The organism is Segatella paludivivens DSM 17968 = JCM 13650 (assembly GCF_000373185.1).
In the GTDB taxonomy this organism is placed as follows: Bacteria; Bacteroidota; Bacteroidia; order Bacteroidales; family Bacteroidaceae; genus Prevotella; species Prevotella paludivivens.
In genome coordinates this window covers 1-4,771 of sequence record NZ_KB890665.1, presented here as the reverse complement: position 1 = coordinate 4,771, position 4,771 = coordinate 1, and the positions used below count along the sequence as shown (strand labels likewise).

The 4,771-nt window shown below is 29.3% G+C and carries 7 protein-coding genes; all 7 read right to left on the bottom strand.

Annotated features, from left to right (window positions below; genetic code table 11):
* Window positions 1-405: transposase family protein (locus B045_RS0110905; RefSeq protein WP_044067782.1), on the bottom strand; the 405-nt coding region annotated here is incomplete at its 3' end.
* 299 nt (window positions 406-704) lie between these two features.
* Window positions 705-1,439: a hypothetical protein gene (locus B045_RS0110900; protein ID WP_154650159.1), complete on the bottom strand. Its 735-nt coding sequence runs from the start codon at window positions 1,437-1,439 to the stop codon at window positions 705-707.
* A gap of 214 nt (window positions 1,440-1,653) precedes the next feature.
* The gene (locus B045_RS0110895) at window positions 1,654-2,184 is read right to left on the bottom strand and encodes a hypothetical protein (RefSeq protein ID WP_018464290.1); all 531 of its coding nucleotides are present in this window, start codon (window positions 2,182-2,184) and stop codon (window positions 1,654-1,656) included.
* Between the two features lie 138 nt (window positions 2,185-2,322).
* Window positions 2,323-2,811, bottom strand: coding sequence for a hypothetical protein (locus B045_RS0110890; protein ID WP_202900295.1), 489 nt, complete (start codon window positions 2,809-2,811; stop codon window positions 2,323-2,325).
* Between the two features lie 218 nt (window positions 2,812-3,029).
* Window positions 3,030-3,557, bottom strand: coding sequence for a hypothetical protein (locus tag B045_RS0110885; protein WP_018464288.1), 528 nt, complete (start codon window positions 3,555-3,557; stop codon window positions 3,030-3,032).
* Between the two features lie 195 nt (window positions 3,558-3,752).
* Entirely contained in the window at window positions 3,753-4,280 is a 528-nt protein-coding gene (locus tag B045_RS0110880) for a hypothetical protein (protein ID WP_018464287.1), read from the bottom strand.
* Window positions 4,281-4,508: 228 nt separating this feature from the next.
* Window positions 4,509-4,771, bottom strand: a 263-nt coding sequence (locus tag B045_RS0110875; RefSeq protein WP_018464268.1) for a transposase, incomplete at its 5' end; no start/stop codon positions are given.

The following is a 4,771-nucleotide window of genomic DNA, read 5'->3' as shown; positions in this document are numbered from 1 at the left end:
ACCGGAACGAGACAATATCCTGCTTGCATCTTCAGATGAGCCTATCAAACCTTGACGAACNACATGCAGTTCGCATCTTCTGGTCAGTCTCCTGTATCTAAAGACTTCTGCCCCAGGCTGTTCTGCAAAAGTCTTATGTTTACAATATTTGTTTTTNCAGAACATCTTTCTTATGTACAGTATAACTTTAGTTGGTTGACCTTGTATCGGAAGATCTGACATGCATCTGGTATAATGACTATGCACTGATCTGCTTTTGTGACCGCAATATGGACAAAATGCTGTTTTCCTTGAAGCGGATGCGTGTATTTCNATATTGTCACCTTCATGGCAGATATAGAGAATCTTCAATTCTGGTATGGATATAATATCCTTCAGTCCTACTGAAGGATTAATCTTTGGCATATATCCATGCAATGTTTCTTGATTATTTGTTGTAACTTTGTGGGCATTAGGATGTTCTGACATTATTTCGTTATTTACGTTTAGCGATATAAATATACAAAATATTTGTCAAACATCCTAATTTTTAGCAACATAAATAATTGATTTATAGTTAATTACACATAAATTACAGGTAGAATATATAGGACTTATTCTTAGGTTTAAATTCAACTAAATTAAAGAAGAACCACTTATTTAATAACAAATGTAAACCTATTCCGGCTAAAGACAATTACTAAAGTTTGATAACATAAGTATACTTACCGAATAACATAAGGAAATATAATATAATCACTATCCATACGTTCTAAATTCTTACTCCAAGTGATTTTTGTCATTAAGACGTCTCGCAGTTTCATTATAATTTTCTTTTCTATATCAGAGAGCGATTTATTATTCGCAGGATTTATTACCACAGATCTCGTTTTTCCATTTTTATAAGCCTTACAATAAATACTCACAATTAAGGTATCATTATAATTTAAATTTTTAATTGTCTCTGCCATACTAGTATGAAGAACCCGAAACAGGCTGTCTCTTCCTTGAGCGAATTCGTCACCAAATTCCTTTGGAGAAAAATTGCAATCATTTTCAGCTTTAGGATAGATTGCAATCAATCGGTTAATCTTTTTAATAACATCCTTGTTATTTTTATAAAATATATTATTGGAAAAAACAGAATTGCTATTCATACAGAAGACTCTGTTAACTTTACCGCGCTTAATAAAGTATAATTTACAACCCACCTGAAAATCCTTATCTTTGCATTTCTGTAATTTTTGTAATTGATCAGACATACTATCGATTACAACTGGTGATGTTATAATATATTCTCTAAAAGGAACTTCATTTTCAAAATTTAAACAAGTAATATTATGTGGAGATTCCATTTCCCATGCAAAGAAACGTATGATTAGCGAATCCTGATCTGCAGCTACTGCATTGGAATGCAAACAAAAAAGTAACAATAAAAACAGCAATTCAATTTTTCTCATTTTCTTTTAGTTTTATGATCATTTTTATATTTAGATGGAGTGCCCAAACTTTTCGAAGCATGACAACATTCGTGAACAAGATCAATTGCTGATGATACAAATTACCAGTCACCATAAATGAACCAGATTTTTAATTCTATTGAACTAACTTTTAAAGCGAATCTTGTTGTTTATAATATGCACCTTAAATTTGCCGGAAGGACATTGTTTAACATCAGTACCTCCATAAGTTTTTCTTAACAATATTGACATAACCATCAAAAATATCGACTTCTAACAACCAGGAATTGCTAAAATATTCTTTTAAACTCATATTAGAAACATATTTATTTTTAAAAGGAGCATCCATAACCTCTAATTTTCTTAATAAGTCGCTGTTGCTAGCTATAAATATCAAACGCCCATTTAATTTAAAATAACAAGATGGCATTTGATTGTTGATATTATTGCATTCAGCTTTATAGCTATAAGTCGGAGATAAAATCACATAATCATCCCTATCATCAATATGTTTCTGTTTCAGTCCACCATTTAAGTAATATTTACTAGATCTATTATTTAAACAATAACTTTTGTAGGAAGGATGTTGATGAATATACATCAATATAATTTCCCTTAGTGATGCATTCATTTTTACAGAATCTATATAACATATCGTATTTATAGATTCTTTTTTAACAACTTTATGTGTACAACTCATCGTTGCAAGAAGACAAATAATAAAAAATAATTTAAGACCTTTCATTTTGTGTAATTTTTAATAATCATTTTTATATTTAGATGAAGTTACCAAACTCTTCGAAGTACGACCATATTTGTGGACAAGATCAATTGCAGATGATACAAATTACCAGTCACCATAAATGAACCAGATTCTGTAGAACTAACTTTTAAAGCGAATCTTGTTCTTTATAATAGGCGCCTTAAATTTGCCGGGAGCACCTAGTTTAATACGAGTAACTCCCCATAAGTTTTTCTTAATAATAGTAGCATTATCATCAAAATTACTGACTTTTATCAACCAGGAATTGCTAATATATTCTTTTGAACTCATATTAGAAGCATATTTATTTTTAAAAGGAACATCCATAACCTCTAATTTTCTTAAAATGTCGCTGTTGCTAGCTAAAAATATCAAACGCCCATTTAATTTAAAATAACAAGATGGCATTCGATTATTGATATCAGTATATTCGCCTTTATAGTTATAAGTCGGAGATAAAATCACATAATTATCCTTATCATTAATATTTTCCTCTTTCTGTCCATTATTTAAGTAATATTTACTACATTCATTATGTAAACAATAACTCTTGTAGGAAGGATGTTGATGAATATACATCAATATAATTTTCCTCAGTGATGTCTTCATTTTTACTGAATCTATATAACATATCCTATTTATAGATTCTTTTTTAACAACTTGATGTGTACACCCCATCGTTGTAAGAAGACAAATAATAAAGATTAATTTGAAACTTTTCATTTTAAATCATTTTTATATTTAGATAGAGGTGCTCCTTCGAGCACATTATTTAATAGACCTATATGATCTAACAAAATCATCCATAAGATAATCATCCATTTATTTTAATGTGTTACCTTCGCGAAGCCATAAAGATAATACTTACATGATATATTGTCATTTTTTATCCATTTACCTTGAGTTGACCTAAGATATAACAAATATTTATTGATAAAACTATCCCAATTTTCTACTTTAGGACTAACGTCAATACATCTGACGTCCTTAATCTGAAGATTATTATCAAACAGAATATAAAAGAGAACGAATATGTTGCTTTCCGAGTCATAAGTTTCAACAGTGGAAGACATATCTTCTTTTAGTTTTTTTTCACCACCTATATATGATATATTCTTAAATGGGTTATGAACTAAATATTCGTTTCCTTGTGTAGTTATGAAAACTAAAGAACTATCAGTCATCTCTTTCATAAAAACACCATGTTCATCCGACAACGGTGTGTTTTCTTTAGTCGGCATTATTGTCTGGGACATTATATTGCGGCTAAAAAAAACAAGAAATATGATAATTAGAGAGAATGGAACTGGGCTAATCTCACATCCTGATGTTTTAGATATAATATGTTTTTTCATGTTATTGATTTTGTTTTTTCAGTTTTACAAAGTTATAATTATTATATCAAATATCCTATTATTCTCATTTTCTTTTAGTTTTATGATCATTTTCATAGTTAAAGTTAGTGGAGTTGCTCCATTTTACACATAATTTAATAGCCCTATATGATCTAACAAAATAAATTCATCCATAAGATAAATCATCCCTCTATTTTAATCTATTACCCCTGCGAAGCGATAAAGATAATATTTACCAGATGTATTATCACTCTTCATCCATTTACCTTGTGTTGACCTAAGATATAACAAATATTTATTGATAATACTATCCCAGTTTTCTACTTTGGGGCACACGTCGATACATCTAACATCCTTAATCTGAAGATTATTATCAAACAGTATATAAAAGATGACGAGTATGTTGTTTTCTGACTCATAAATATCAACATTTGAACACATATCTTCTTTTAGTTTATTTTCACCACCTATATATGATATATTATTAAATCGATTATGAACTAGATATTCGTTTCCTTGTGTGGTTACGAAAATTAAAGAACTATCAGTCATCTCTTTTATAAAAACACCATGTTCATCCGACAACTGAGTGTCTTCTTTAGTCGGCATTATTGTCTGAGACATTATATTGCTACTAAAAAAAACGAGAAATATGATAATTAGAGAGAATGGAACTGGGCTAATCTCACATCCTGATGTTTTAGATATAATATGTTTTATCATGTTATTGATTTTGTTTTTTCAGTTTTACAAAGTTATACTATTTTTTTATACTCTCCTATTTTTTTTGCAGAAAATATTAATTTTATATCGCGAATGAATTGCTAGATAAAACCGATTGTGTAAACTTTATAAAGGATTTATTTTCAATATCATTGAAAAATATATCTTAAGAGCTACCAAAAGGTATTAGCTTCTCTGATTTTATTGCTATTTTGGTTCTTCTCTAATTTAGTTGAAGAATATATGCTCTAGAACCATCTTTCTTCTTAGTAGTTTAATGCTCGCTCTACCATACATAGTTCTCTTTACAGCTTTTAGTTTATTTACAAATCCCTCTGTGATTCCATTTGTGACATTTTCCTTAATGGTATTTAATATAGCTCTATAATCGAATTTTACGCCTATTAAAAATGTCTTGAGCGTCCTAATCTTTGTTTTCCAGTATTTCTTCATCCATCTAATAAGTCTGCAACTGTCCGTACCAGTGATAA